Source organism: Peribacillus muralis (assembly GCF_001439925.1).
Lineage (GTDB): Bacteria > Bacillota > Bacilli > Bacillales > DSM-1321 > Peribacillus > Peribacillus muralis.
Genome location: NZ_LMBV01000003.1, coordinates 81,493 through 107,813, shown reverse-complemented (window position 1 = coordinate 107,813; position 26,321 = coordinate 81,493). Strand labels below are relative to the sequence as shown.

At 41.8% G+C, this 26,321-nt stretch carries 30 protein-coding genes and 2 riboswitches; of the genes, 19 read left to right on the top strand and 11 right to left on the bottom strand.

What is annotated here, in order from left to right:
* Positions 1 to 31: 31 nt before the first annotated feature.
* Entirely contained in the window at positions 32 to 865 is an 834-nt protein-coding gene (locus tag ASU00_RS05050) for an aldose 1-epimerase (RefSeq protein WP_057912360.1), read from the top strand.
* Positions 866 to 1,043: 178 nt separating this feature from the next.
* On the opposite strand, the gene ASU00_RS05045 is transcribed toward ASU00_RS05050, so the two are convergent.
* Entirely contained in the window at positions 1,044 to 2,432 is a 1,389-nt protein-coding gene (locus tag ASU00_RS05045; RefSeq protein WP_057912359.1) for an amino acid permease, read from the bottom strand.
* Between the two features lie 445 nt (positions 2,433 to 2,877).
* On the opposite strand from ASU00_RS05045, the gene ASU00_RS24340 reads away from it, so the two are divergent.
* The 4 genes from ASU00_RS24340 (at position 2,878) to cspC (ending at position 5,128) form a co-directional block, all read left to right on the top strand.
* The gene (locus ASU00_RS24340; protein WP_082630151.1) at positions 2,878 to 3,045 is read left to right on the top strand and encodes a YezD family protein; all 168 of its coding nucleotides are present in this window, start codon (positions 2,878 to 2,880) and stop codon (positions 3,043 to 3,045) included.
* Positions 3,046 to 3,190: 145 nt separating this feature from the next.
* Positions 3,191 to 3,976 (top strand): serine hydrolase, encoded by a 786-nt coding sequence (locus ASU00_RS05040; protein WP_057912358.1) that lies wholly within the window; start codon positions 3,191 to 3,193, stop codon positions 3,974 to 3,976.
* A gap of 71 nt (positions 3,977 to 4,047) precedes the next feature.
* A complete protein-coding gene (locus ASU00_RS05035; RefSeq protein WP_057912357.1) occupies positions 4,048 to 4,665 on the top strand; it encodes a YdcF family protein in 618 nt (205 codons plus the stop codon).
* 262 nt (positions 4,666 to 4,927) lie between these two features.
* Entirely contained in the window at positions 4,928 to 5,128 is a 201-nt protein-coding gene (gene cspC, locus ASU00_RS05030; protein WP_010331195.1) for a cold shock protein CspC, read from the top strand.
* A gap of 123 nt (positions 5,129 to 5,251) precedes the next feature.
* Here the strand turns inward: cspC and ASU00_RS25740 are convergent, their stop codons facing one another.
* The 3 genes from ASU00_RS25740 to ASU00_RS05020 form a co-directional block, all read right to left on the bottom strand.
* Entirely contained in the window at positions 5,252 to 5,419 is a 168-nt protein-coding gene (locus ASU00_RS25740; RefSeq protein WP_169792904.1) for a hypothetical protein, read from the bottom strand.
* 357 nt (positions 5,420 to 5,776) lie between these two features.
* Positions 5,777 to 7,009 (bottom strand): aminopeptidase, encoded by a 1,233-nt coding sequence (locus tag ASU00_RS05025; protein WP_057912633.1) that lies wholly within the window; start codon positions 7,007 to 7,009, stop codon positions 5,777 to 5,779.
* A gap of 403 nt (positions 7,010 to 7,412) precedes the next feature.
* Positions 7,413 to 8,900: an aldehyde dehydrogenase family protein gene (locus ASU00_RS05020; protein WP_057912356.1), complete on the bottom strand. Its 1,488-nt coding sequence runs from the start codon at positions 8,898 to 8,900 to the stop codon at positions 7,413 to 7,415.
* Positions 8,901 to 9,164: 264 nt separating this feature from the next.
* On the opposite strand from ASU00_RS05020, the gene ASU00_RS05015 reads away from it, so the two are divergent.
* On the top strand, positions 9,165 to 10,370 hold the full coding sequence (locus ASU00_RS05015) for an MFS transporter (protein WP_057912355.1): 1,206 nt from the start codon (positions 9,165 to 9,167) through the stop codon (positions 10,368 to 10,370).
* A 38-nt stretch (positions 10,371 to 10,408) separates the two neighbouring features.
* Here ASU00_RS05015 and thiE read toward each other — a convergent pair whose 3' ends face one another.
* From thiE to tenA, 5 genes are read right to left on the bottom strand one after another with little or no spacing between them, the layout of a single operon-like run.
* Positions 10,409 to 11,041, bottom strand: a complete 633-nt coding sequence (gene thiE / locus ASU00_RS05010) for a thiamine phosphate synthase (protein WP_057912354.1) — start codon at positions 11,039 to 11,041, stop codon at positions 10,409 to 10,411.
* A complete protein-coding gene (gene thiM, locus ASU00_RS05005) occupies positions 11,022 to 11,837 on the bottom strand; it encodes a hydroxyethylthiazole kinase (protein WP_057912353.1) in 816 nt (271 codons plus the stop codon). Before thiM ends, thiE begins: the two co-directional genes overlap by 20 nt.
* Positions 11,834 to 12,640 (bottom strand): bifunctional hydroxymethylpyrimidine kinase/phosphomethylpyrimidine kinase, encoded by an 807-nt coding sequence (gene thiD / locus ASU00_RS05000; protein WP_057912352.1) that lies wholly within the window; start codon positions 12,638 to 12,640, stop codon positions 11,834 to 11,836. The genes thiM and thiD overlap by 4 nt, the downstream gene beginning before the upstream one ends.
* Entirely contained in the window at positions 12,609 to 13,130 is a 522-nt protein-coding gene (gene thiW / locus ASU00_RS04995; RefSeq protein ID WP_057912351.1) for an energy coupling factor transporter S component ThiW, read from the bottom strand. The genes thiD and thiW overlap by 32 nt, the downstream gene beginning before the upstream one ends.
* Before the next feature lie 9 nt (positions 13,131 to 13,139).
* The gene (gene tenA / locus ASU00_RS04990) at positions 13,140 to 13,829 is read right to left on the bottom strand and encodes a thiaminase II (RefSeq protein ID WP_057912350.1); all 690 of its coding nucleotides are present in this window, start codon (positions 13,827 to 13,829) and stop codon (positions 13,140 to 13,142) included.
* A gap of 77 nt (positions 13,830 to 13,906) precedes the next feature.
* A riboswitch (TPP riboswitch) is annotated at positions 13,907 to 14,010 on the bottom strand.
* 137 nt (positions 14,011 to 14,147) lie between these two features.
* Positions 14,148 to 14,252: riboswitch (SAM riboswitch) on the top strand.
* A 161-nt stretch (positions 14,253 to 14,413) separates the two neighbouring features.
* On the opposite strand from tenA, the gene ASU00_RS04985 reads away from it, so the two are divergent.
* Complete coding sequence (locus tag ASU00_RS04985) at positions 14,414 to 14,602, top strand: Fur-regulated basic protein FbpA (protein ID WP_057912349.1); 189 nt, start codon at positions 14,414 to 14,416, stop codon at positions 14,600 to 14,602.
* Positions 14,603 to 14,863: 261 nt separating this feature from the next.
* Positions 14,864 to 15,058 (top strand): aspartyl-phosphate phosphatase Spo0E family protein, encoded by a 195-nt coding sequence (locus ASU00_RS04980; RefSeq protein WP_057912348.1) that lies wholly within the window; start codon positions 14,864 to 14,866, stop codon positions 15,056 to 15,058.
* A gap of 85 nt (positions 15,059 to 15,143) precedes the next feature.
* Here the strand turns inward: ASU00_RS04980 and ASU00_RS04975 are convergent, their stop codons facing one another.
* The gene (locus ASU00_RS04975; protein WP_057912347.1) at positions 15,144 to 15,650 is read right to left on the bottom strand and encodes a GNAT family N-acetyltransferase; all 507 of its coding nucleotides are present in this window, start codon (positions 15,648 to 15,650) and stop codon (positions 15,144 to 15,146) included.
* 219 nt (positions 15,651 to 15,869) lie between these two features.
* Here ASU00_RS04975 and ASU00_RS04970 point away from each other — a divergent pair, with 219 nt between their 5' ends.
* The 4 genes from ASU00_RS04970 to ASU00_RS04955 all read left to right on the top strand — a co-directional run bounded on the left by ASU00_RS04970 (position 15,870) and on the right by ASU00_RS04955 (position 18,841).
* Positions 15,870 to 16,571: a DUF459 domain-containing protein gene (locus ASU00_RS04970; protein WP_057912346.1), complete on the top strand. Its 702-nt coding sequence runs from the start codon at positions 15,870 to 15,872 to the stop codon at positions 16,569 to 16,571.
* 523 nt (positions 16,572 to 17,094) lie between these two features.
* Positions 17,095 to 17,577 carry a DinB family protein gene (locus ASU00_RS04965; RefSeq protein WP_057912345.1) on the top strand — a complete coding sequence of 161 codons (483 nt, stop codon included), beginning with the start codon at positions 17,095 to 17,097 and terminating at the stop codon, positions 17,575 to 17,577.
* Between the two features lie 63 nt (positions 17,578 to 17,640).
* Positions 17,641 to 18,189, top strand: coding sequence for a M15 family metallopeptidase (locus tag ASU00_RS04960; protein WP_057912344.1), 549 nt, complete (start codon positions 17,641 to 17,643; stop codon positions 18,187 to 18,189).
* 94 nt (positions 18,190 to 18,283) lie between these two features.
* Positions 18,284 to 18,841 carry an acyl-CoA thioesterase gene (locus tag ASU00_RS04955; RefSeq protein WP_057912343.1) on the top strand — a complete coding sequence of 186 codons (558 nt, stop codon included), beginning with the start codon at positions 18,284 to 18,286 and terminating at the stop codon, positions 18,839 to 18,841.
* A 198-nt stretch (positions 18,842 to 19,039) separates the two neighbouring features.
* Here ASU00_RS04955 and ASU00_RS04950 read toward each other — a convergent pair whose 3' ends face one another.
* On the bottom strand, positions 19,040 to 19,675 hold the full coding sequence (locus tag ASU00_RS04950; protein ID WP_057912342.1) for a Bax inhibitor-1/YccA family protein: 636 nt from the start codon (positions 19,673 to 19,675) through the stop codon (positions 19,040 to 19,042).
* Positions 19,676 to 20,170: 495 nt separating this feature from the next.
* Between ASU00_RS04950 and ASU00_RS04945 the strand changes: the two genes are divergently transcribed.
* From ASU00_RS04945 to ASU00_RS25320, 7 genes are all read left to right on the top strand, one after another.
* Positions 20,171 to 21,196 carry an ABC transporter ATP-binding protein gene (locus ASU00_RS04945; protein WP_057912341.1) on the top strand — a complete coding sequence of 342 codons (1,026 nt, stop codon included), beginning with the start codon at positions 20,171 to 20,173 and terminating at the stop codon, positions 21,194 to 21,196.
* Entirely contained in the window at positions 21,174 to 22,100 is a 927-nt protein-coding gene (locus ASU00_RS04940) for an ABC transporter ATP-binding protein (RefSeq protein ID WP_057912340.1), read from the top strand. Before ASU00_RS04945 ends, ASU00_RS04940 begins: the two co-directional genes overlap by 23 nt.
* Before the next feature lie 15 nt (positions 22,101 to 22,115).
* The gene (gene opp4B, locus ASU00_RS04935) at positions 22,116 to 23,081 is read left to right on the top strand and encodes an oligopeptide ABC transporter permease (protein WP_057912339.1); all 966 of its coding nucleotides are present in this window, start codon (positions 22,116 to 22,118) and stop codon (positions 23,079 to 23,081) included.
* 22 nt (positions 23,082 to 23,103) lie between these two features.
* Positions 23,104 to 24,003 carry an ABC transporter permease gene (locus ASU00_RS04930; RefSeq protein WP_057912632.1) on the top strand — a complete coding sequence of 300 codons (900 nt, stop codon included), beginning with the start codon at positions 23,104 to 23,106 and terminating at the stop codon, positions 24,001 to 24,003.
* 19 nt (positions 24,004 to 24,022) lie between these two features.
* Positions 24,023 to 25,786, top strand: a complete 1,764-nt coding sequence (gene opp4A / locus ASU00_RS04925; RefSeq protein ID WP_057912338.1) for an oligopeptide ABC transporter substrate-binding protein — start codon at positions 24,023 to 24,025, stop codon at positions 25,784 to 25,786.
* A 111-nt stretch (positions 25,787 to 25,897) separates the two neighbouring features.
* Positions 25,898 to 26,086 carry a hypothetical protein gene (locus ASU00_RS04920; protein ID WP_057912337.1) on the top strand — a complete coding sequence of 63 codons (189 nt, stop codon included), beginning with the start codon at positions 25,898 to 25,900 and terminating at the stop codon, positions 26,084 to 26,086.
* A 33-nt stretch (positions 26,087 to 26,119) separates the two neighbouring features.
* The gene (locus ASU00_RS25320) at positions 26,120 to 26,260 is read left to right on the top strand and encodes a hypothetical protein (RefSeq protein ID WP_161809694.1); all 141 of its coding nucleotides are present in this window, start codon (positions 26,120 to 26,122) and stop codon (positions 26,258 to 26,260) included.
* Positions 26,261 to 26,321: the final 61 nt, after the last annotated feature.

Genomic DNA, 26,321 nt, shown 5'->3' with positions numbered 1-26,321 from the left:
GAAATACGGGAACGCCAAAGGAGGAGAGTATGTGGCAGGTTATATAGAAGATATAACTTTCATGGAGGAACAGGCCATTAAATTCGGCAATGAACATATGGAAGCGATACTTGTACCAGCATTAGGAAGCAACCTTCTTTCGTTGAAGTTTAAGCATAGAGATATAGAAGTGCTGCGAACCCCAAAACGTTCGGCACACTATCGAGAACTCCCGATACTATATGGGATGCCCATTTTGTTTCCACCGAATCGAATTGAAGATGGACAATTTACTTATAAGCACACGACTTATAAGTTTCCAATCAATGAAAAAGAAAAGTCCAATCACATCCATGGTTTTTTGCATGCCTTGCCATGGAAGGTCATCGAAAGGAAGTTGATTGGAAATGAAATCGTCATCAAGACTGAATTTTCAAGCCGTGATTTTCCATCTCTCAGAAAGAGCTTTCCGCAAGATATCATAGTCAATTTGACTTTAACTTTAGTCGCAGATACGATGAACATGCAATTGGAAATCCTCAATAACGGCCTTGAGCCCTTTCCGTGGGGAGCTGGTTATCATACGGTGTTCAATTTTCCTTTTGGATCGGATAGTAAAATCGAGAATTGCCTCATTTCACTTCCTGTCAACAAACATTGGGAATTGAATGAACGTTCTTTGCCTACAGGTGAAATCCGGGATTCGTCCAATAAAAAAGAAATCCAAAACGGTTTTTCCCTGGAGGGACGGTTGTTTGATGATATATTCGGCTATGATGAGGAAAGCGATCTGAAAAACGAATGCGTACTTACGGATCAACAGGCAGGTGTGCAGGTCATTTATCATGCTGACCAACATTATAAATTTTGGGTGTTGTTCAATTAAGATGGGTTTGTTTGTCCTGAACCTTATACTTGGGTAACGAATGCACCCAATCTTAATATGTCAGACGAATTTACGGGATTGAGAGAACTAGGCGCAGGGGAGCAGGTGATACTGAAAACGAAACTGGTGTTGAAGGAGATATAAGAAAACACCCTGGCAGCTGCCAAGGTGTTCGAGGTTATACTTTCTTTCTCATCCAGACTGGGTAGAGAAGGATTCCAAATACATAAAGGGCTATGCCGAGTATGAAGGTATGCATATCCGCTGTGCCTGTTTTGATGACCCAGATTGAGTACGCTAAGGCGAGGATGGTGATGACTCCATCGCGAACCCTTGATCCCTTCATGATGTCATAGGTTTCCCCAGTCAAGACCAATTTCAACTGATACAGAACCGATGCAAGGTAAGGTATCAAATAGGCAAGTGTTGCGACAATCAAAGAGAATTTATAGGCTTCCGATATCGTACCCGAAATGGTCGAGAATAAGAAAATCTGTGTCATGATATTCGTTATTGTCATTGAACGTACGGGTGTGCCATTTTCATTCGCTTTGCCAAAATAGGCTGGAAAAAGATCGGATTTCGCTGCCTGGTAAGGAACTTCAGATGCAACGATAATCCATCCGATGGCAGATCCAAATAGCGAGATGACGGCAAGAGCAGCCATCAAATAGGTTCCGCTTGAGCCAACGACGGATTGTAATGCGTCCACCAGCGGCTTTTGTGACACTTTTAGTTCTTCTTGTGAAATGGCACCCATCGTCAATAAAGTGATGCCCATATAGATGGTAACGGCGATAAGCAAACCGATAATTGTCGCTTTTTTTACATCATTTTGCGATTTGGCACGATTTGAAAGCATGACGGCAGCTTCAATCCCGATGAAGGCCCATAATGTAGAAATCGCAGCAGCATTTACTTGAGCACCTAAAGAGATGGAAGTACCCGCCTTATCATAAAATTCGCCACCGTTTCCTAGATTGGCAGAATCAAAGATGAAAATCGTGATGATGATGAAGAACAAAAATCCAAGCACTTTTGTAATGGTAGCAAAAAGGTTCAGTTTACCAGCGCTATTAAAGCTTCTTACCAAGATTGCCTGAATCCCCCACAGGGCGATGGTACAAACTGCAAAGGTCAGCGCTTTGCCGAGTTCGAGTTGAAACGAACCAGCTGTATAAAGCACTTTCGCACTATGCATCACCGGGAAAAACGTCGATAGATATCCAGCAAATGAAATGATGACAGACGCTGTAGCCGCCCAATTCGCCGCCCAGTAACCCCAAGCCATGCTATACCCTGAGATTCTTCCTTTTGCAGGAGATTTAAACAATGATTGAGCATAGCTTTGAGGACCTGCCTTCAATTCCGGTTTCCGGACTGCCAAGTTGCCAAATACAAGAGCTATTAAAAATACGCCAAGTCCTGTAACGCCCCATGCCAATGTTGCCCCTAATGGACTGGATACCTGCGCTAATTGGGCAGGAAGCATGAAGATTCCGCCGCCGACCATATTCCCAACTACGAAAGTGGTCAAAATCAATAAACCCCATTTTTTATTAACCATATATAATCGAACCTTTCTTGAGTGCATTGTGTATTTTTATATTCCGAGTACTTATACTAAAATAGTATATCTCAAACAGTTTAGTTTGGTAAAGTGGTAAATAACTAAAATGTAAAAGAAAGATTAATCAGAATACTTTTAATTGTGTCATTGACAAAAGGAAGAGATTGGATTATATTTGTTAATACCAAGTTAATTGGTAAGAATAATGCGCTTTAAATTTCGTTTTTGGATATCCCCTAACATAAGCCAATCCTGTATATGGCCGATTAGTCAAACTAAAGGCACCCTTACATCTAATTAGATGCGGGGTGCCTTTTGTTTTAAAGCGCACGCTGGGGATTCGAAGTTCTAAAGAATTATTCTTATTCGCAAAGAAATCGGTAAAGAAACTGCCCATACGTATGAAACGAAGCTTTATTAAGACTAGTAAGGGGGAGAAAATATGGAAAAGAAAGAAGAATTGAAAATAAGGCATATCATTTCAAGTCTCGAAGATCTACAATATGGATCCGTGACAATAACGGTCCACGATGGGGAGATCACACAGGTGGATAGAACGGAGAAGAAGCGGTTCCCATTAGGGAAGGGCCGGACTGTAAAAGCAAGATGAATATGCGGTTTTTAGGGAGCTTTCATATGAAGGTTCTTTTTTTGCTTCTAAAAAAATATAGTGAAATTGGAATTTCGCGGAAGAATGTAGGGCATTGGACATGGTAGAATAAGTTATGTTTTAAAAAAGGAGGAATAGGAAATCGATGGCCTTACAAACTATTGAACACGATATCTTGGCATTAGTTGAAGGGTTTAACGGAAAAATCGCATATAAAATTGAAAATGGTTCTGGAGATACGATTGGTCTTCACAAGGAAGAATCTTTTCAATCGGCAAGTTTAATTAAAATACCCATGATCATTGAAGGGTATCGACAGAGTGAACGAAAGAAAATCAATTTGAAGCAATCCGTGACCATACCTCCGAGTGTAGTGGCTGGGGGATCTGGGGTCTTGCATACTTTGTCAAATAAAGTATCATTGACCGTCGAGGATTTATTGACCTTGATGATAACGGTTTCAGATAATACAGCGACGAATATGATGATGAGCTTGTTGGGCATTGATGAGGTGAATCAATGCATCAAGGAGCTAGGTTTGAAAAATACCAAGCTTGAACGGAGAATGCAGGATTTTAAGGCATTAAAGGAAGGGCGAGACAATACCATTTCCGCGGAAGATACAATTATCTGCCTTAAAGCCATACATACAGGCGACTTTTTAGCGAAAGAAAGCCAGGAAAGAATCATGCGTGTTTTTGACAATCAGCAATTAAAAGATAAACTTCCATCACTGATGGGCGGAGGAGTGAAGATCGCAAGCAAAACAGGTGGAATTCGGGGCGTTTCCCATGATTGTGCAATCATTCGCTCAGAGTATCAAACGGTTTATGCAGCCGTACTTACTGAAAATACAAGATCAGAGGAAGACAGCCGGCAAGTAATCAGTAAAATCGGTAAGCTGATTTATGATGGTATGATGTCAAAATAGATCTCGCAACTGTGCAGGACCATGATGATGAGAAGCTTTTCAGCTGTCGTTAAAGGAGAGTATGGGGAAACATGCTATATGACGAACGTAAATTGAAACGAGGTAATACGTGGAAGAAGGCAGTGAAATTAGCAATAGTAGGAGCTGTATTGTTAATCGTATATTTTGGCTTTCTGCATTTGAAAATTCAAGAAAGCATGCACCAGCCAATTCCGGGGGAGGCCGATTACCTTATCATTCTTGGGGCAAGGGTCAAGGGGTCCGTCCCATCATTATCTTTACAATATCGGATAGATAAAGCGGCCGAATACTTAACGGCGAACAAGCAAACAGTAGCCATTGTATCCGGCGGGAAGGGTCCTGGTGAGGACATATCGGAGGCTCAAGCGATGCAACAGGCGCTAGTCGAACAAGGAATTGAGGAAGCTCGCATCATCTTGGAAGACAACTCCACGACAACTTATGAGAATATTGTTTTCTCTAAAAAACTCATTCCTGATCCAAAAGCTCACGGAGTGATTGTCAGCAATGATTTTCATATTTACCGGGCAGTTAAAATAGCCACTAAAGAAGGATTGAATATCGAGGGAGTACCGGCAAAAACACCAAAAGTGTCAATGCCAAAATCATATCTACGTGAATATCTGGCCATCAGCAAATACTATTTGACAGAGTTTTTCGGAAGGTAAACCTTCCCTATCATGTAGTCGATTCCCTCCCTTAAATGGGCGGGAATTTCTTTACGTCCCGTATATCTGCATCGAAATCATCAACTTCCATCAAAAATTTGTTAAAGTCACAATTTAAATTCACAGGATAATTTGCTATCTTAATCATTTCATGTTAATCTAATAAAGAATTGTTTTTGATTGTGGAAGAGGATACTAGTTATACTCCAAATGATTAAAAATAGTAATACAATGTGTGTTATGCACTAGGAGGCAACAAATAATGGAACAAGGTACAGTTAAATGGTTTAATGCAGAAAAAGGTTTTGGATTTATCGAGCGTGAAAATGGAGACGACGTATTCGTACATTTCTCAGCTATCCAAAGCGAAGGCTTCAAATCTTTAGACGAAGGTCAAAAAGTAACTTTCGACGTTGAGCAAGGTGCTCGTGGCGCTCAAGCTGCTAACGTTCAAAAAGCTTAATTCATAATTAAATCGTAACCGATATGAACAGATCCCTTAATGGGGTCTGTTTTTTATTGTTGTCGAAAAGAAAAAACATATGAAAAAACCCACTCTTGAGCCGAGTAGGGTTTTACGACATTATTAGGCCTTTTTTAATTCTTCTTCAAAGAAAAAAGTGGTTGGATGTTCTTTTACGGTATAAGAATACCTCTTCATGTTTTTCACATACGCCCATTTATTAATGGTTACTAATTCATCAGTATCCTGAATGGTTACCGTTTCGCCAGTATTATATTTATTGCTTTTCAATTTATGCACCCTCTTTACTAATAGTATAACATATTTGGATATAAAAAATGTGTCCAAGATATGCCAAACCCTCATTAAACTAGAGGCAAGTGCGGTAATGTAGAGGCATGATTTATAAGTGTCGCCAATTCCCCGCTCATACTTTACAGTGTATGGAAAAAAACTGCATACCGGTCTAACAAAAAAAGGGAAATATAAGAGGTATCCGATATGGGCAAGTTTGACTGAAATGAGGTTGCTTCAGCATAAAACAGTCCGGACATATAGATGCCTGAAGCGATCCAATTAAACAATAACAGCCACGTGTATACCTTGTTCACAGGTAACACGTGGCTGAAGCAACTAGGAATCAGTTAATTAAAAAGCCCAATCCCCATTACGGAAGACAGGTTCCGAAGAGCCGTCCTGTTTGATGCCGTCGATGTTCATTTTCTCCGAGCCAATCATGAAATCGACATGTGTAAGGCTATCATTCAGGCCCATTTCGGCAAGTTCTTCTTGACTCATGTTTTTTCCGCCTTCAATACAGAAGGCATAGGAGCTGCCGATAGCGAGATGGTTTGATGCGTTTTCATCGAATAAAGTATTGAAGAATAAAACATTGGATTGGGAAATTGGTGAGTTGAATGGAACCAGTGCCACTTCGCCTAGATAGTGTGATCCTTCATCCGTTGCAACTAATTGCTTTAGGATTTCTTCCCCTTCTTCAGCTTGTACTTCAACGATCCGTCCTTCTTTAAAGGTTATGGAAAACTTATCGATGATGTTTCCGCCATAACTAAGCGGTTTTGTGCTGGAAACCATGCCGTTGACACCTGTTTTTAACGGAACTGTGAATACTTCTTCAGTTGGCATGTTAGCCATGAACTCGTGCCCATGTTGATTTGTGCTTCCTGCCCCGACCCAAAGGTGCTTGTCGGGTAACTCGATGGTCAAGTCCGTTCCTGGTGCTGTGTAATGCAATTTTTGGTAATGTTTTTCATTTAGATAATCAACCTTTTCGTGCAGGGTGTCATCGTGGCTTTTCCAGGCAGCTACAGGGTCTTTCACATCCACGCGAACTGCTTTAAAAATGGCATCCCAGAGCTTGGCGACGCGTGTTTCTTCCGCTTCTTCGGGAAATACTTTGGCAGCCCAGGCCTCTGAAGGGACGGCGACTATTGACCAGCTTACTTTATCTGATTGCATAGCTTGCCGCCACTTTTTCAAGGCAGTCCCTGATGCTTTTTGGAAGTTGGCAATCCTTTCTGGCTTTACACCTTTCAATAGATCCGGACTTGAGGAGATGACGGAAAGATAAGCGGCCCCGTTTTCGGCAAGTTCAATCGTTTCTTCTGCACGCCACTTCGGATATTCAGTAAAAACATCATCCGGCGCCATTTCATATTTGGTACGTGAAACGATATCGTCATTCCAATTTACGATGACATTGCGGGCACCGCTTTCATAGGCTTTTTTCACGATGAGTCGAACAAGGTCTGCGCCCTCTAGCATCGTATTTATGACTAGCGTTTGATCTTGTTGGATATTAACGCCTACCTTAACGGCAAGTTCTGCGTATTTTTCTAAATTTGCTTGAAAATCACTCATCATTTCAAAACCCCTTTTCCATATTATCAATTTTAATTGTACTTATTGTGCGTAAGAAAAAAAACTTTTTACTTACGTTAGTGGAAAATATCCTAGTTCCAAAAAGGGGTTTATTACACCTGGCAGTAGCAGCATCTGATCAGCGACTTTTTGGATCTATATTAATTTTTCCATCATGGTCCACATAACGTTCCCCATTGATTTCACTTAGGAGATTAATGGCGACTTGAGCACCATCGCCGACAGTGACTATCGTATGGACATCTATCTTTCATTCTATCAAAACTAAAGCAGGAAAGACTATTGAAAAGGTTCGAATAATCCAAATAATATAATTATTGAATCCTGCGGACTTAAAGAAAGAGGATCCCTTTTGGGACCCTCTTTAATTGGATATTGACTATCACTTATTCAAATTGATCCAGACGCTTTTGACTTCCGAATAGTTATCAAGTGCGTACGATCCCATTTCACGTCCGATTCCAGATTGTTTGTAGCCGCCGAACGGGGAAGCGGCGTCAAATGCATTGTAACAGTTCACCCAAACTGTACCGGCACGGAGTTTTCCGGCAACATAATGGGCATTGGCCAAGTCGCTTGTCCATAAGCCGGCAGCCAAGCCATATTCACTGGCATTTGCACGATTGATGACATCGTCTAAATCCTCGTATGGCATTGCGGCTATGACCGGCCCGAAAATCTCTTCCTTGGCAATGGTCATATCCTCTTCAACCCCAGCGAAAATGGTAGGGGAGACGAAGTAGCCTTGTTCACCTGGTTTATTGCCGCCGACAAGAACTTCAGCGCCTTCGTTTTTCCCTTTTTCAATATAGCCCATTACCCGGTTTTGCTGCTCCTCGGACACAAGCGGTCCGATTTGTGTATTGGGGTCAAGACCTGTCCCTTGTTTGATGTTTTTGGCATGACTGGCCATATCGGCAACGACGTTGTCATAATGTTTCTTTTGAATATAAACCCTTGATCCGGCACAGCATACCTGTCCTTGGTTGAACATGACTCCATTAAGGGCTCCCGGAATTGCTTTTGAGAAATCTGCATCGGGAAGGATGATGTTTGGAGATTTGCCTCCAAGCTCCAAAGTGACCCGTTTCATAGAATAAGACGCGGAACGCATGATCAATTTACCGACTTCGGTCGATCCGGTAAAGGCAATTTTATTTACTTGAGGATGGTCGACAAGCGCTTGTCCGGCCGTTTCCCCAAAGCCAGGCACGATATTGACGACACCATCCGGGAACCCGGCTTCTGCGACTAATTCCGCCAAGTAAAGGGCGGAAAGGGGTGTTTGCTCCGCTGGCTTCAAAATGACCGTACAGCCTGTAGCGAGTGCGGCACCAAGCTTCCACATTGCCATCAGAAGCGGGAAGTTCCAAGGGATGATTTGGCCCACAACACCGACGGGCTCATGTTTCGTGTAATTAAAGTAGTTTCCGCTTACGGGAATGGTCTGTCCGACAATCTTGGTGGACCAGCCGGCGAAATATCGCATATGTTCAATCGCTAAAGGAATGTCAGCATTGGTGGTTTCACTGATTGGCTTTCCATTATCCAATGTTTCCAGTTGAGCGAGCTCGGTTTTATTTTCTTCCATTAAATCTGCTAGTTTATACATAAGCCTACTGCGGGTGGCTGCACTCATTCTAGACCATGGTCCTTCGTCGAATGCCTTGCGAGCAGCTTTAACGGCTAAATCAATGTCTTCTTTATCTGCTTCATATACATCGGCAAGTTTTTGTCCTGTGGCAGGATTTGGCGTGGAGAAGGTTTTTTTAGATGCGCTTTCTACGAACTGACCATTAATGTAGAGCTTTTTTGGTCCTGTTAAAAATTTTTGCAGCTTTCCACTTACTTCTAACGTTAGATTTGTCATTAATTACCCTCCTGAATATAATAATTATCTTGGGCAAAACATGATGACTTCTTGTTAACGCTATGATTTATGCCATTATTATCATAAATCAAAAAGAAGGAATATTCAAACTATATGATTCGACATTCTGTGAGTGCCGAGGTTCTTATCGTTAAATCTTTTTGTCATGACATCTGTATTTACTATAGCTAAAAAGAAAGTTAATAGGTAAAATGAATAAGGTTAAGATAACTTAGAAGGTCTAAAGGTTTTCAGGAGGGTTATATGGGAAATGATACGAAAACGATCTCGCAGCGGAAATTACTTGGTATTGCGGGACTTGGTTGGATGTTCGATGCACTTGATGTCGGTATGCTTTCCTTCATCATTGTTGCATTGAAACAGGAGTGGAGCTTAACCAGTGAACAGGTTGGTTGGATTGGAAGCATAAATTCGATAGGGATGGCTGTTGGTGCCGTTTTCTTTGGGATGATGGCTGACAGGGTTGGAAGGAAAAATGTCTTTATCATTACGTTATTATTGTTTTCAATTTCAAGTGGCCTGTCTGCAGCAGTCAGTACACTCAGTTTGTTTTTGATTCTGAGATTTTTGATTGGAATGGGATTAGGAGGGGAGCTTCCGGTTGCCTCGACATTGGTCTCGGAAAGTGTTGAAGCAAGCAAAAGGGGAAGAGTCGTCGTTCTCCTTGAAAGTTTTTGGGCGGTTGGGTGGATATTGGCAGCGCTCATCTCATTTTTCATCATTCCAGCATATGGTTGGCGGGTGGCCCTGCTATTAAGTGCCGTTCCTGCTTTTTATGCGCTGTATTTGCGCTTGAACCTGCCGGATTCACCTAAATATACCGAGCTTGAAAAGAAAATGCGGCCATCTGTATTCAATCAGTTGAAAAGTGTCTGGAATAAGGAATATCTACGCCAGACAATCGTATTATGGATATTATGGTTTTGTGTGGTCTTTTCATATTATGGAATGTTTTTATGGCTGCCGAGTGTCATGGTCTTAAAGGGCTTCAGTATGATTCAAAGCTTCGAATATGTGTTGATCATGACGCTTGCCCAGCTTCCGGGCTATTTTTCGGCAGCCTGGCTAATCGAGAAGGTGGGACGTAAGTTCGTTCTGATCACATACTTGATTGGAACGGCCATCAGTGCCTATTTCTTTGGCTCGGCAGAGGAGTTAGCCTTCCTGATTGCATCTGGAATGTTTCTATCATTCTTCAATCTAGGGGCTTGGGGTGCGCTTTATGCCTATACACCTGAGCAGTACCCAACTGCCGTTCGTGGAACAGGCACTGGGTTAGCGGCTGGCATCGGCAGGATAGGCGGGGTCCTCGGACCATTGCTTGTCGGGTATCTAATTGCTTCAAGCACTCCGATTTCTACGATTTTCACGATTTTTACAATCGCGATTCTCGTGGGTGCCATTGCGGTGGCTTTCGGAAAAGAAACAAAAAACACCGTGTTGACTTAAACGCAAAGAGGGGACTGTATGTTAGTCCCCTCTTTGCTTTACGTAAAATCCTTTATGATGTCTAAAAGGGATGACGAGGCCATCTTCGGATTTTTTGCCTCCATGATCGCTGAAACGACAGCGGCTCCGGCTAGCCCTTTTTCAGTAAGCAAGGCAATGTTATCGGCGTTGATACCTCCAATTGCGACGGCTGGAATCGAAACGCTTCGGCAGATTTCCTCCAAATCGCGAATCGCCATTGGCGTAGCATCTTGCTTTGTTTTTGTCGGGAATATAGAGCCAACACCGAGGTAGTCGGCTCCATTTCGCTCCGCTTCGAGAGCTTCCTCCAGATTAGAAACGGATACACCGATTATCATCTCGTCCGGGACCATTTGCTTGATGACGGAAAGCGGGAGGTCATCCTGACCAATATGTATCCCGTCCGCACCAACAGCAAGGGCTATATCCACCCGGTCATTGATGATCAGGGGCGTGGACAATTCGTTCAATACTTGTTTAAGTGCGGCGGCTTTTTTATAAAAAGAGAGGGAGGACTGGTTCTTCTCCCTAAGCTGTACAACCGAAACGCCTCCAGAAACCGATTCCGAGATGATATTGGTCAAACTTTCAGGTGCTATCGACTCTTCCGTAACTAAATATAGCCGTAAATCAATTTGTGATTTCTTCATTTATTTTCACCTCTTTTAGCCACGTTTTCTTATTCATTGTCGATATTGCATCAATTAAGCGCACACGAAATGTTCCTGTGCCTTCATTCTTTTGCAGGCTTTCGGCAGCGAGTTCTCCTGAAATGCTCATCGTCGAGATCCCGGCAACTGCTGCAGCATAATAGTCATCCGTGACGCCGGAAAAGGCGCCGATAAGAGCGGTAGCCATGCATCCCGTGCCTGTTACATTCGTTAATAGAACGTTCCCGTTATCAATGATGGTCGTCTGTTTCCCATCGCTAACAGCATCAATTGCCCCGCTGACCACGATGATGCTATTCAATCGATCTGCCGCAGATGAGGCAAGCGCTGCATTGCTTATTGCCAGTTCCTTTGAGTCCACTCCTCGTGTAACGATATCCCCGCCGATCAAACGATGAATCTCGCTCGCATTTCCGCGGATGATCTGGAAGGAAACCTTCTCTAGGAGCTCACTAGCCTTCTCTGTTCGATAGGGGGTTGCACCAACTCCCACCGGATCGAAAATGACCGGGATATTTCTCGAATTTGCTGTCCTGCCGGCTAGCTCCATGGCTTCAAAAGATCTTTCATCAATCGTACCGAAATTCAGCACCAAGGCATCTGCCAATTTAACCATATCTTCCACTTCTTTGGGGCTGGATGTCATAACAGGCGATCCACCGATGGCGAGTGTAGCATTCGCACAGTCGTTGACCGTAACAAAGTTAGTAATTTGGTGAACTAATGGTTTTCTTTCTCTTATTTTTTCAAACAAGTCAGCTGCCGAAAGCTTCATATGGATTCACTCCGTTCTTTTTTTGCAAATGAATGAAAATGGTGGACAGGCCCATGACCCGCTCCTATTGAAAAACTATTGCGTATCGCTTCAGAAATATAGAGCTTCGCCTGTTCAATCGACTCTCGCAGTGATAGTCCATTTGCCATGTTGGATGTAATCGCGGAGGAGAGGGTACAGCCTGTACCATGAGTGTTTTTTGTATCAATTCTTTCTCCCTTGATCCAGTGAAAATTCGTCCCATCATAAAAAAGGTCGTTGGGATTTCCCATTGCATGGCCTCCTTTAAGTAAAACGGCATTAGAACCCAATTCAGTCAAGGATAGACATGCCTTGTAAAAATCTTGCTCGGTTCGAATCGATAAGCCTGTAAGAACCTCAGCCTCTGGTAGGTTAGGGGTGACAAGCGTTGCAAGCGGAAGCAATTCCGTTTTTAAGGCTGTTACGGCTCGTTCATCCAGCAAATGGTGCCCGCTTTTGGAAATCATGACTGGATCAAGGATGACGTTTAAAGGCAAATAGGTAGTAAGAGCGTCAGCGACTGTTTCCACAATTTCTTTTGAACCAAGCATACCTATTTTCACTGCATCGACGTGAATATCTTCAAAAATGGCTGCAATTTGATCAGTGATGATCGCTGTATCGATAGCCTGAATGGAACGTACTTCCATGGTGTTTTGTGCAGTAACGGCCGTGATGACGGACATCCCGAAGATCCCGTGTGCTGAAAATGTTTTGATATCGGCTTGTATCCCTGCGCCGCCCCCTGAGTCAGAGCCTGCGATCGTTAATGCTTTTTTCATGAAAAAACCCCTTCAGAAAATTATTTTTTACTAGTATTTTCAGTAAAATGAAAGCGAAAATGGCACCTGCAAATGAACTAAGCATAAAAGCTGGTAAAATACCAAAAAGAGCGGCTTTTTCTCCCAATAGCAGCACTGCGATTGGATAACAGGCAAGCGATCCTAAAATGCCGGTCCCCAAAACTTCTCCTAGACATGCGTATGTCAGGCGTTTTGTTTTGCGATAAAGGTACGCAGCCAACAGTGCACCAATCATGCTGCCCGGAAAGGCGAAAAATGAGCCTGTTCCAGATATGTTTCTAATCAAGGAAACTAGAAAAGCTTGCGTTACCGCATAGGCAGGGCCGAGTAAAACAGCAGTCAGGACATTGGCCAGATGCTGAACGGGAAAGGCTTTGACAAATCCTACCGGAATGAATATGAAGGAACTGGTTATTGTCGTTATAGCCGTGATCATTGCTGTCAACGTCATTTTTCTGATTGGGTTCATCAAGAAGACCTACAACGGCCAATCCTGTTCGTTTTGAACCATATCCCAGAATAAATATTCATAGCGGGATGTAACTAAAAAGTGCTTTTCTAATCTAAGAAGTTCCTTTTCTGGCATGTTTTCCGTCAATTCTTCCAACAAAGCGATCAGCCACTTATGTGCTTCCCCGAATTCAGGAGATGAATAAGACCTAATCCAATCTGCATAGCGATTGTTTTCCAATGCTGCCCCATTTTGTTCTTTTAATAGCAAACCGATCTCATAATAATCCCAAGCACAAGGAAGGAGACAAGCGATCAAATCTGCCAAAGTCCCATGCTGAGCTGCATTTAGCATGTAGCCTGTATAGGCTAAAGTGGTTGGAGTAGGTTCTGTAGCATCCAATTCCTTGGAACTGATTCCGAATTCGGAAGCATAATGCCGATGAATATCCATTTCCACTTGAAGGGTTTCGTTTAAAATTCTCGCAAACTTTGCCATGGTTTCGATGTTTTGGGCTTTGATGACACCTAAAGCAAAGAGCTTGGAATAATCCATAAGATAGATATAGTCCTGCTTCAGGTAATAGGCAAATTTCTTTTCAGGAAGGGTGCCGTTTCCAATGGCCTGGACAAAGGGATGTGAATGGTTTCTTTTCCAAATCTCTGCTGCCCGTGCATGCAGTCGCTCACTGAATGTTTCTAATTTAGTATTCTCCATTGTTCATCCTCCTTTAGAATGGATAAAAAAAACCCGTTCCTGAATAACGGAACGGGGCAGATTAATATAGTCGGAATGGACGATATCATCCACTTTCCTCCGCCGGTATGAGCCGGTTCAGGTTCAAAGGGTCCGGAATTACTTCCATCTCAGTCTTGACAAGACTCCCCTAGTGGTGTGAATTGTATGTAATTATTGACATCATATCAGAAAGCCAAGAAAATGCAACCTGCTTTTAGGATGAAATAGGGGAAACCGGCAATTGACTTTTGTGAATTATTGGGATAAAATTAACGATACAACATTAATATAGTTTTATTCTTATCCAGAGAGGTGGAGGGACTTGGCCCTATGAAACCTCGGCAGCAGACCCATTATGGGAACTGTGCTACATCCAACAAGCTATTGCTTGGAAGATAAGAAGAGCCGTCCCGAAACTGTCAGCCTCTTCTTTAATTAGAAGAGGCTTTTATTTTTGCGAAATAGCGTTTAAGGACATAATAGAAAAGGTATATATAATTTGGTGAAAATGAATTCGTTAAGGCAGTTTAGGCTCTAAGCTGACATGGAAAGGAGCCATTAACATGGCAGAAGTATTTAAGAGGGTCGAACAGAGGAAAGCGTTGCTGATAGAAGAGCTATTGGCGAAAGGAGTTTACAAAACCTCTGATGAAAGGCATCTTTATGATGTCTCGTTAAAAGTATTGGAAGATGAATATAAAATAGTTATAAATAGGCCTGATAGCGAGTCTCCTACCGAATGGATGACATAGTAAAAGGCAGGCAATTTTTTTGCATCTTAGGCTAAAATATATATTGTGGAAAAGCATTCGCTCTGTATAGGGGGGATGCTTTTTTATATGTAAAGAAAGGTTGTCACAAAAAGTACACAATTAACGAAGATAATAGGTGTTTTGTCACATAAATACTATAAAATAACACATCTTTACTTCCAAAAAATAGTTGATTTTAACTATGAATTTCATTATGATGATAAGTGTAAAAATATTGAATATATGGGAGGTGGATATAAAATGCTGTCCCGAAAGGTAACCCCAGAAAAAATAGAAGAGAAGAGAAAAGAAATGATTGAATTGGCAGAAGTTTTCGGAATAAACAGTCTTCTGACCATTCAAGCAAGTCAAGAATTGGACATCTTGTTAAATGCTTTAACAAAGTCAAAGGAAAAGGAATATTTTTCGATTCAGAAAAAGTATAAGTACTTTTAATTTGCGACTGGGTTTACACATGACGATGGACTTATTCGTTTAAATAAAAAAACTACTGCTGAAGGCAATAGCTTTTTTAAGAAAATTATCCATCAACTCGTTTACCTAGGATGACTAAATCCCGTTCAATGCCATCCAGCTCGGCGACTTGCGGTAAATGCGCCCATTCTTCAAAACCAAATTTGGAGAAAAGCTTCATGCTAGGTATATTATGAGCGAATATGAAACCTAATAGAGTCTTCACCCCTAATTTCGGGCTTACTTCAATTGCCTTCTGAATCGAAACCCGTCCGATTCCCTTTCCTCGGAAATAATCATCAATGTAGATGCTGATTTCTGCCGTGGAATTATAGGCAGGCCGCCCATAGAAAGATTGAAAGCTCATCCATCCTGCAGTTTTTCCTTCAAAAGTAATGATATATAGCGGTCTGCTATCTGAATTATGTTCCTCAAACCATTTAATCCTCGATTCAACAGATATCGGTTCCGTATCTGCAGTAACCATTCTTGAGGCAATTGTCGAATTATATATTTCCACAATTTTCGGTAAATCCGCTAATTCAGCCTCCCTGAATTGTATGTACTCGTTCATCATTCAATCTCCAATCTCTCACTTTTTGCAACGTTCAGAAGGGTTATCCATCCTCGTTCTGATAAGAAGCGTGAACATAACCAAATCATCTGAAAGTTTTATATTATCATACACTTTCTCCTCTTTACCTGCCAATTTTTTTTTATTGTTACGAATGCTGATGTTTGGGGTATGTAACATATAAAATGCTTCTTAGAAATTAGGCAAAAGGAGAAATAAATGAAAAAATTAGCAGGTTTATTAATGATTGTATTAGTTATATGTTTTGTTGCCTATAAATTTCAGGCTGCGGAGTCGGACCGTGTGCAAAGGGTGATGGCTTTTGGGGATTCTTTGACTTACGGTAAAGGAGACAAGCACGGGCAAGGCTATGTGCAGGGCCTGGAGGATGAATTAAACAATTCCGAGTCGGAACAAAAGGTTAGTTTCTGGAATTATGGTATAAAAGGGCAGGAAACGGATGGCGTCATCGAACAGCTCGAAGATTATCGCATTCATACTAAGCTTGATAAAGCGGATACTTTCATCGTTTATATTGGCACGAATGATTTCATCAATAGTAATGGCGGAGATTTGAAGGGAATAAACGATCACAAAATCGATGGAGGCAAACGGGAATATATCAGGCATCTAGAGAGGATCACTTCAACACTTTTAAAGGAAAATGATAAGGCAGATATACTGGTAGTAGGGCTGTATAATCCGATAGTAGGAAACGGAAGGATTGAAAAGCACATTCAGGATTATAACCAATCGATCGAGGCTGTAGTGAGTAAGGATAAGAGGATGTTGTTCATTCCTACCGACGATTTGTTTAAACGGAAAAAGAAAGCCGAGTATTTCAGTGATAACATTCACCCGAATGAAAGAGGGTATAAGCTTATTACAAATCGGATTCTGGAAAGTTACGATTTTAAATGAAGCAGCATTCCTGTACGTAGAGTGTAGACAAACTCGATTACAGTTTTGGTGAATTGCATATGTCCGTTTCATTCCACTTTGAGTGAAAACGAAGTTGGTATCCCGATATCACCCAGTTTGGAGGTTCTAACCTTCAACAGTTTCATTGCACTGCAGGCGCTCTCTTATCCAGCGGGCGGTCCGTGAGCCACCTCGGCTTTTAGCCTGCGGGGTCTCACGTAGACTCGCATTTCCCGCAGGAGTCTCGCACCTTCCGATTCATTCCACTTTGCTTGAACACGAAGATGGAATCTCGATTTCTCCCAGTTTGGAGGTTCTGTACTTCGCCCGTTTCATTTCACTGCAGGTACTTAGCTTTCCAGACAGGCCCTTGACGCAGGCGGTTGCGGGAAATTCAACCACCAGGAAATAATCGGGATACTGGATTTTCTTTTCGTTTAATAGGTGTTATTATTTTACACCTATTAGAGAACATGAAATAATTATTGGAGATTAATTAGGCTTATAAGAGGAGATGCTAATGATGAATGAGAATGAAAAAATCAGGGAAGAAATTCTGAATACGGTCAATGGGCTATCCGATGAACAGCTGAATGCCAATCCTGAAAAAGGCCGCTGGAGCATTATCCAAGTATTGGATCATTTATACTTAATGGAGCGTGCCATCACAAAGAGCATTGCCGATAAATTGAAAAGTGATGAGAGAGTTCAAGCTGTGGACAAACCGATAGAGCTTACGGTTAATCGAGATGTAAAGGTAGAAGCGCCGTCATATGTCGTTCCGTCCGATTCATTCCAAACTTTGGATGAGGTTAAGGATAAGCTGGCCGAATCTCGCTCTGCTTTCGTACAACTCGTCCACAATGCAGATGAAAATGACCTTGAGCAAAAGTCGTTTCCTCATCCTTTATTCAAAGATTTAAGCTTGAAGCAGTGGATTCCGTTCGTGGGATTTCATGAAAAAAGGCATTTATTGCAAATTGAAGAACTGAAATCTAAATTATAAAACAAGAAAAAAACTCATCCACCTTTGGTTGAGTTTTTCACTTTAGACAGGAAGGATCGTTCTGTGAAAGCAAACAGGGTAAGGGCATGGTTGGTCTTGTTTTTTTTCGGATTGTTGGCAATTGTTTTGTACAAATACATGATTCCTCCTAATCTTGATGAAATCAAACTGGCTGATGAGCTGCATCCGATCGTCGCCCAAAATAAAGATGAGCTGATTCAACAGGCTAATGAGTTAGGAATACCAATCATCATTACAGCAGGGTACCGTTCTGTGGAAGAACAAAATGAACTCTATGAAAAAGGCCGCTTAAGTACGGGAAACATCGTAACATATGCCAAAGGCGGGGAGTCGCTTCATAATTTCGGATTGGCGATTGATTTTGCCCTTCTCAACAAACAAGGTGAGGCCATTTGGGATATGGAATATGACGGAAATGATAATGGTAAATCGGATTGGATGGAAGTCGTCACCGTTGCTAAGGAGTTAGGTTTTGATTGGGGCGGGGATTGGCCAGGGTTTAAGGATTTTCCTCATCTTCAAATGACATTTGGCTTGAGCCTAAGGGAGCTGCAGCAGGGCAGGCAGCCTAAACCGGATGATTTAAACTAATCAAGCAGGAAAATAGTCATCTGTATTGCTTTACCTGTGAGAATTAGATAAAGTTAACTAGTGAGAAATCAGACATGAAGGAAGTGCAATCACCATGGAAGAAAAAAAGCATTGCCGGGACTCTTTGGTCATAAAAACAAGCCTTGTCCTCCCTCCCGATACAAATAATATGGGAACGATGTTTGGAGGCAAGTTAATGGCATATATTGATGATGTAGCGGCTATTTCCGCCATGCGTCATGCAAGAAGCACCGTAGTTACCGCTTCGACTGATTCGGTTGATTTTTTGCACCCTATCCACGAAGGAAATGCAGTTTGTCTGGAAAGCTTCGTGACCTATACGGGCAGGACATCCATGGAAGTCATCGTAAAAGTGATTGCTGAGGATTTAGTTACAGGAGATCGCAATTTATGCGTCATTTCCTTTTTGACCTTTGTCGCCATTAATGAACAAGGCAAGCCTATGCCAGTTCCAAATCTGGTTCCTGAGACCGAAATGGAAATCAATTTAAATGAATCGGCAAAACAACGGGCACAAATCAGAAAAAAAAGAAGAGAAGATACACAGTTCATTGCAAGCACCTTTGGCGTGAAATTACCGTGGACCGATCAATCGAATCCGGGATTATATAAAAATGAACCAAATCGTTGAGTGATTTGGCCAGTTTGTAGACAAAAAGGTTTCAGAGAGGTTTCCCTTTCGAACCTTTTTTAATTTAATTGGATATGAAACAGATTTAGAGACGCTCATAATTAAAAAATAAAGATCCTAGACCAAATCAATTAGTGATTTGGTCTTTTTATCGGCAAAAGACGTTTGGCTGCCAACCAAGCGTCGATCCATTCAGTACTAGTCATCACTTGCCAAAATACCAAAAAACCGTAAGATACTTATGAAAAGATTGATGAAATCAAGATAAAGATTCAAGGCCATGAGCGGAACTTCTTCGGCGGTTACACCGTAATGCTTCATTCGATTGAAATCATATAAAATATATCCGCTGAAAACTAAAATCCCAATAAATGAAAAGACCAACATGGCTGTTGAGCTTAAGGGAAAGAAAATATTGAAAATGCTAATGACCACTAAAGCAAGCAAAGCGGCTAATAGCATTCCTCCCAAGAAAGAAAGATCTCTTTTCGTGGTAGTAGCATAAATGGCCAGGCCGCCAAATACCACTGTCGTCGTCACACCGGCTAAAATCACAACATTTGCCCCGGCAGCGGCCAGGTAGTGTGCGATGATCGGGTAGGTGGTGATCCCGGAAATCAATGTGAAGCTATACAGAAATGTGTATCCGATCGCTTTTTTCCTCCGCATGATGAATGCCCCAATCAACATGGCAATCTCCAGAATCGCTAATGGAAGGAACAAGGCTGGAGGAACAAACGTGCCGATGGCCATCCCCATTACTGAGATAGCGAGTGATAGCGCGAACGTCCGCATGACGGATGGCATATAGGTTTGTACAGTATGTGAATACATTTTATCACCTCAAGAATTATTTTCTAACGTTTCATACGAATGGGTTTTGAAAAGGTTTCATTGCTTGTTTTGAAAATAAGGTGTTTTAATAAAAAAGTTTTGAAATATATATGAAGGAAATGCCTTTTTTATGATACTCTTACAAATATACTAATTTTTCTGAAATATCAAAATAATCATACCGAAACTAATCTGAGATACGTAAAATGACAAGTAACAGAAATAAGTATGAACGAAGAAATAGTTATTTTCAAATAATTAATCTGGAATTTTTTTTTCTAGGCAATGAATCTCACTTCAAAACTTTACTGTATAACAGTTATAAAGAAAATGATTTGAAGTATAAGAAAATTATTCCTAAAATTATAAATAGTTAAATAATTGTAATAAATTTGTATAAAAACTATTGAATTAATGGTAAAAATTGATTAAAATCTTAACTAATTATCAGAAGATTAATTATTTTCCCGATAAAATAGTTTAGGGGGAGCAAGGATGAATAAAGCTATTCTGAAAATAGAGAATCTGACTACCTCATTTCGAATCGGAAACAAATATCATGCTGCTGTGGATGATGTTTCGTTTACGGTGGCTGAAAACGAAATTGTGGCCGTTGTTGGAGAATCAGGTTGTGGAAAAAGTGCATTAGCGTTATCCATTATGCAGCTGCATAACAAGCTGAGGACTAAATCCGAAGGAACGATCCATTATAACGGCCAAAACCTGCTAAAGCTGAATGATACTCAAATGAATAAAGTTCGCGGTAAGGAATTGGGGATGATCTTCCAGGAGCCTTTGACGGCTTTGAATCCGCTTATGACGATTGGAAAACAAATCGAGGAAAATCTTGATTATCATACAAGCCTTTCCAAGGATGAAAAAAAGCAAAGAACGATCGAACTGTTAACACAGGTCGGAATTCCTTACCCTGAACGGACATATAAGCAATATCCGCATGAACTCTCGGGCGGGATGCGGCAAAGGGCGATGATCTCGATTGCCATCGCTTGCAATCCAGCTCTTGTCATTGCCGATGAACCTACGACTGCCCTGGATGTCACGATTCAAGCGCAAATACTCGATTTGCTGAAGGATATCCAAACAAGGACAAAGATGGGGATCATTTTAATTACTCATGACTTGAGCGTCGTGGCCGAGGTTGCGGACAGGATCGTTGTCATGTATGCGGGTCAAGTAGTGGAAATGGGAAGTGTCAAGGAAATATTCAGCAATCCGCTGCATCCATATACGAGGTCGTTGTTGAATTCGATTCCTTCGGCAACGCATGAGAAAAACCGATTGCATGTTATTGAGGGGATCGTACCATCGATTGCAAAAATGGATAGGGTTGGATGCCGTTTCCAAGACAGGATTCCTTGGATTTCTAAGCATGCTCATGAAGAGAGACCTCAGCTTCATGAAGTGGACAAGGGTCATTTCGTACGTTGTACCTGCTATAAACAATTTTATTTCCAAGCTGAAGGAGATGAATCGACCCATGACATTACTCAAAGTAGATAACTTAAAAGTGCATTTCCCAATTAGGGGCGGTTTTTTTCGAAGGGTGGTCGATCACGTAAAGGCAGTGGACGGCGTTTCCTTTGAATTGCAGCAAGGGGAAACATATGGTTTGGTCGGAGAATCGGGAAGCGGCAAGTCGACGACAGGCAAGGCAGTTGTCAAGCTAAATGATGTGACATCGGGGCAAATCCTATTTGAAGGCAGGGATTTAGCGGGTCTAAGTAGAAAAGAGATTAAACCATTCAGAAAAGATATTCAAATGATCTTCCAAGACCCGTATTCATCATTGAATCCAAAGAAGAGGGTACTGGACATCATTGCTGAACCGTTGAGGAATTTTGAACGGCTATCTCCTGCAGAGGAAAAGAAAATCGTTCAGGACTTCCTCGACAAGGTTGGTCTCAGTCCGGAATCGATACTTAAATATCCTCATGAATTTTCAGGGGGACAGCGACAGCGGATTGGAATTGCCCGCTCATTGACATTGAAACCTAAATTGATCATAGCGGATGAACCGGTATCGGCCTTGGATGTTTCCGTACAGGCTCAGGTACTGAATTTTCTTCAGGATCTTCAAACTGAGTTCAATTTGACCTATTTATTCGTCGGACATGATCTAGGTGTCATCCGGCATATGTGTGACCGAATGGGTGTTATGTATCGCGGTAGATTGGTAGAGGAAGGCAAAAGCGATGAAATCTATGAAAACCCCCAACATATTTATACGAAACGCTTGATTGCCGCCATTCCTGATTTAGAGCCGGAAGTTCGTGGGGAAAAGGTGAAGCTGAGAAAAAAACTTACGGCAGAATATGAATCTTCCTATTCGAAGTTTTTTGATGAGGATGGACGGGCCTATGATTTGAAGCCAATCTCACCAACACATAGAGTCGCATTACATTAAGGAGGTGGAAAGGATATGTGGAAGTTTATCCTCAGACGTTTAGTAGTTATGATTCCGCAGCTCTTTTTATTAAGCATCATCGTTTTCATGATGGCAAAAGCCATGCCGGGAGATGCCCTGTCAGGGCAGGAACTCAACCCTAATTCCAATCCGGCCGAGCTTGATAGGATCAGGGAAGAACTTGGATTGAATGATCCTTGGTATCAACAATATGGAAGATGGGCAGCAAATGCTGTACAAGGAGACTTCGGTATATCTTATACGCATAAAACACCGGTTATGGATGTTATCGAGGACAGGCTTTGGAACACGGTGTTCCTGGCATTCGTCACGCTCATCTTTACATATATGCTCGCAATTCCGTTAGGCATACTTAGTGGCAGGTATAACGATACATGGGTGGATAAAACCGTTACCGGTTATAGCTATCTAGGATTTGGCACACCGATATTCATTTTTGCGTTAATTATGTTATTCATTTTCGGCTTTGCCCTTGATTGGTTACCGTCTGGGGGCAGTGTGGATTCAAAGGTGGATGAAGGAACGTTCGCCTATGTTGTAAGTAAGATCAATCACTTGATTTTACCGGCTTTAAGTACGGCTTTAATTGCCACGACAAGCACGATCCAATATTTGCGTAATGAAATCATTGATAACAAAATTAAGGATTTCGTCAGGACAGCCCGTTCGAAGGGGGTGCCTGAATCAAATGTATATTCCCGGCATATTCTGAGAAATTCGTTTTTGCCGATCGCGGCCTTTTTAGGGTACGAAATTACCGGATTGATTGGTGGCTCTGTCATAATCGAGACCATTTTCAGTTATCCGGGTCTTGGGCAGCTCTTCCTTAGTTCAGTGAATCTGAGGGATTTCAGCGTTGTCACGGCTATCGTCATGATGACGGGCTTTGCCACTCTGCTTGGCACACTTCTTTCAGACATCATACTTAGTGCGGTTGATCCGCGCATACGGATAGAATAGGAGCGGGGTGAGTCGTATGGAAATGAAAGTAGAAACAAGAAAGAACGTACAAGTGCAAGATGTAAGCCCCTCAGGGATGAAAATCATCTGGCAGGAAATCAAAAGAGATAAGCTTGCCATGGGCTCCTTAATCACATTGGCAGCTATATTAATTTTCGTTTACGGTGCGTCGTTCTTTATGGATGCCAAGGAAATTGCCAAGGTCGATTTTCTCTCCATTTATTTGGAACCATCTTCAGATTATTGGCTTGGAACCGATTATGGGGGGCGGGATGTGTTCGGCCAATTGATCGTCGGGACAAGGAACTCGTTCACGATCAGTTTGTTCATCACCTTGTTCACGGCCATCATCGGTCTGACATTAGGGCTCCTAGCTGGTTACTTTGGCGGCGCTACCGATAATGTGATCATGCGTGTTATCGATTTCGTGATCGCCTTGCCGCAATTGATGTTCATCGTTGTTGTAGTAACGATTGTACCTGTGTTCAATGTTTATGTTTTCATCTTGATCATGACGATGTTCCTATGGACAGGAAAGGCACGGCTGATCCGTTCAAAGGCTTTGTCAGAGCGTGAGCTGGACTATATCCACGCCTCACAGACACTCGGGACGCCGCATTGGAAAATCATTCTTTTTCAACTTCTCCCCAATGTGAGTTCATTGATCATCGTTAACTTCATTTTGAACCTCGCTGGCAATATTGGCTTAGAATCCAGTTTGACTTTCTTAGGATTCGGTCTTCCAGAGAGCTCACCGAGTCTCGGTACGCTCATCAGTTATGCTCGAAATCCAGATGTTTTGGAAAACAAATGGTGGATATGGGTACCCGCATCGCTCATGATTTTAGTGCTGATGCTGAGTATAAATTTTGTTGGTCAAGCGTTAAAACGCGCCGCCGATGCAAGACAAAGAAGAGGATAAAAAAAGGGGAGTGTGTGATATGAAGATCAAAGGCTATAGTAAGGTATTGAGTGCATTGGCTATTTCGTCTCTGTTGCTTGCGGCATGTTCGAATGATACGGAGAAAACATCAACGAAAGAGAAAAAGGGCAAAGCTGTCGAACAGGTTGATACGACTAAATTCTCGACAAAGACAACTAATCAAGGGAAGCCAATCAAAGGTGGCCACCTGACATATGGGTTGGTATCGGATACACCGTTTGAAGGTATCCTGAATAAAGTTTTCTATCAAGGCGATCCCGATAACCAAGTTATCACATTCTTTGATGAAGATTTATTGGATACAGATGAAGATTATGTATTCACGAATGAAGGTGCCGCTTCTTATGAGATTTCAGACGATCATAAAACAGTGACGCTTACGATTAAAGACAATGTTAATTGGCATGATGGAAAGCCTGTGACTGGTGAAGATTTGGAATATGCCTATCTTGTGATCGGAAGCAAGGAGTATAAGGGTGTACGCTATGATGAACAAATGGCTTTAATCGAAGGAATGGAAGAGTATCATGCCGGGAAGGCCGATAACATTTCAGGCATTAAAGTGGATGGTAAGAAAATCACGTTCACTTTCAAGAAAGGAAATCCTTCCGTCACGACTGGACTATGGACATATCCGCTTCATAAAGATTACTTAAAGGACGTTCCGATTGCAGAGCTGGAATCTTCAGATAAAATTCGCAAAAATCCAATTGGTTTTGGACCTTTCAAAGTGAAGAAAATCGTTCAAGGCGAAGCTGTCGAATTCGAAGCGAACAAGGATTATTATCGCGGTGAACCTAAATTGGACAGTGTCACATTGAAAGTCGTCAATCCGTCCGTCGTCGTTAAATCATTGGAAAATGGTGACCTTGATGTGGCGGAGGTACTGGCTGAGCAATATGATCAGGCCAAGGAATTGGACAATGTCGAATTACTAGGGAAAGTTGAATTGGCTTATACGTATATTGGCTTCAATTTCGGCCGATATGATAAGGAAAAAGAAGAAAATATCATGGATGAGAAACCAAAATTCGGAGACAAACGCCTTCGTCAGGCGATGGCATATGCCATCAATAATGAAGAAGTCGGCGAGAAAATGTACAAGGGCCTTCGCTTCCCTGCCAACACTGTCATTACACCGAACTTCAAATATAACAATAAAGATGTAAAACCGTATGAATATGATCCTGAAAAAGCTAAAAAACTTTTGGATGAAGCAGGATTTAAAGATACAAATAATGACGGCCTTCGTGAAGATGCGGATGGGAAAGAGTTCAAGATCAATTTTGCTTCCATGAGCGGATCCGATGTATCTGAGCCACTTGCTAAATATTATATCCAACAATGGCAACAAGTAGGTTTGGACGTTCAATTGCAGGATGGAAGGCTTCAAGAGTTCAATTCATTTTACAACCAATTGAAAAAGGATTCTGACAAAATTGATATTTATCAAGCTGCATGGGGCGTAGGTTCCGATCCGGATCCATCTGGTTTATGGTCTAGATCTGCAGAATTTAACTATACACGCTGGACCAGTGAAAAAAATGATGAGCTTCTTGCGAAAGGGATTTCAGAGGAAGCCTTCGATGATCAATATCGGATCGATACGTATAATGAGTGGCAACAATTGATTCATGATGAGGTTCCTATCATACCGACATTATTCCGTTATCAATTGGCTGGAGTGAATGAGCGCGTTACAGGGTATGATTATCTTGCAGGCCGCCAGTATCAATGGCATAATGTAGGTGTAACGAAATAATTTACGTGATTCATCCAATCGGCTGCCTGCATGGGCGGCCGATTTTTTGCGTTTTAATGCAGTGGATAAAGGTTATATAGATAATAGTAAGTAATTGGAAGGGTGATATGGATGGAAGTGAGAAATCCTAAGGAAACAAAGAGAGAGTTAGAAATATTGTTTACGGAATCGGTTGGCCGTTTATTGAAACCGTTAGAAGAGGAAATCATTGACGACATTGTAGCCTATCCAGACGAGAAGAGAATTGCCTTTTTGGAATATATGAAGGAAATGTCCAATAAGCAAAGGCAGTTAAAGTAGTAAGATGAACTTTCATCATCAAGGGGGTTCTTTATGGGTAATGAAGATAGTGGGATCTATAAAGTATGGCGCGATAAGGGAAAAAGGCAAATGAATATCGAGAATATTTCTCTTTACGGGATTACGACCTTGGTGATGGGGATCGTGCTTTTCATAGGCCGTATCATTGATTAGATTGATTAAAGGACCGTCTTTTGGCGGTCTTTTAATATGTTAAAAGCTGCCATGAAAAGAT